The sequence below is a fragment of the Psychromonas sp. SR45-3 genome (genome assembly GCF_014163575.1).
Taxonomy (GTDB): Bacteria; Pseudomonadota; Gammaproteobacteria; order Enterobacterales; family Psychromonadaceae; genus Psychromonas; species Psychromonas arctica.
This window is the reverse complement of sequence record NZ_JACJDP010000098.1, coordinates 1-705: the sequence shown is the minus strand read 5'-3', so window position 1 is coordinate 705 and position 705 is coordinate 1. Positions and strand designations below refer to the sequence as shown.

Sequence of the window (705 nt, the reverse complement as noted above, 5' to 3'; positions counted from 1 at the left end):
AGGCATAATAGCTACATCGAGTGAGGAAACAGCGGTAACGCATTAACCACTCATTCAATACAAATATGTATCAACAAATTATTTAAGGTATTCAAAATGAAAAAATTAACAACTCTAGCAGCAACCCTACTTATCAGCTCAAGCGTTTTTGCTGGTACACAAGTCGTTCATTCTGACAAAAACTTCAGCACTGATGCATTCACAAATAAAGCAGCAGCTTATGAAGCTGGTTTTAATTACGTAAACCAACTTAAACAGTTACCTGAAAACAAATTACGTCACGAGTTGGTTCTTATCTCCACAACACCAACTAAAGACTTAAAAATTAAAGATACTCGCATATCAATTGAAGAATTTGCACAAACACGTGGACAAGTAGAATACCGCGCTATTGTCAATGTAGATTACAACTACAAAGCTTTAAGAAGTGATAACTAATCAACGCTTCAAAATAGAAACAAAAAAGCACGAAAAAAACAAAGAATAGAAAATAGCGTAAGTCGCGAACGCCAATAGGTAGCGACAACAACATAAAGCTTATAAATAGATAGCTTATAAACAAATTATTAGGGGCACTACAATGAAAAAATTAACCACAGTATCAGCACTAGCAGCAACATTATTAATCAGTTCAAGCGTTTTTGCAGCATCACAAGTTGTGCATTCAGACAAAACATTCAGCACTGATGCCTTCACAGATAAAGC

General features: G+C 35.0%; 1 protein-coding gene. It reads left to right on the top strand.

Translation table 11 applies throughout. From position 1 onward, the window contains the following. Positions 1-96 precede the first annotated feature (96 nt). Complete coding sequence (locus H5084_RS19280) at positions 97-438, top strand: DUF3316 domain-containing protein (RefSeq protein WP_182692238.1); 342 nt, start codon at positions 97-99, stop codon at positions 436-438. Positions 439-705: the final 267 nt, after the last annotated feature.

Bases quoted from the DNA above. Each gene is read 5' to 3' on its own strand.
- H5084_RS19280 (WP_182692238.1), top strand. From the start codon at position 97: ATGAAAAAATTAACAACTCTAGCAGCAACCCTACTTATCAGCTCAAGC.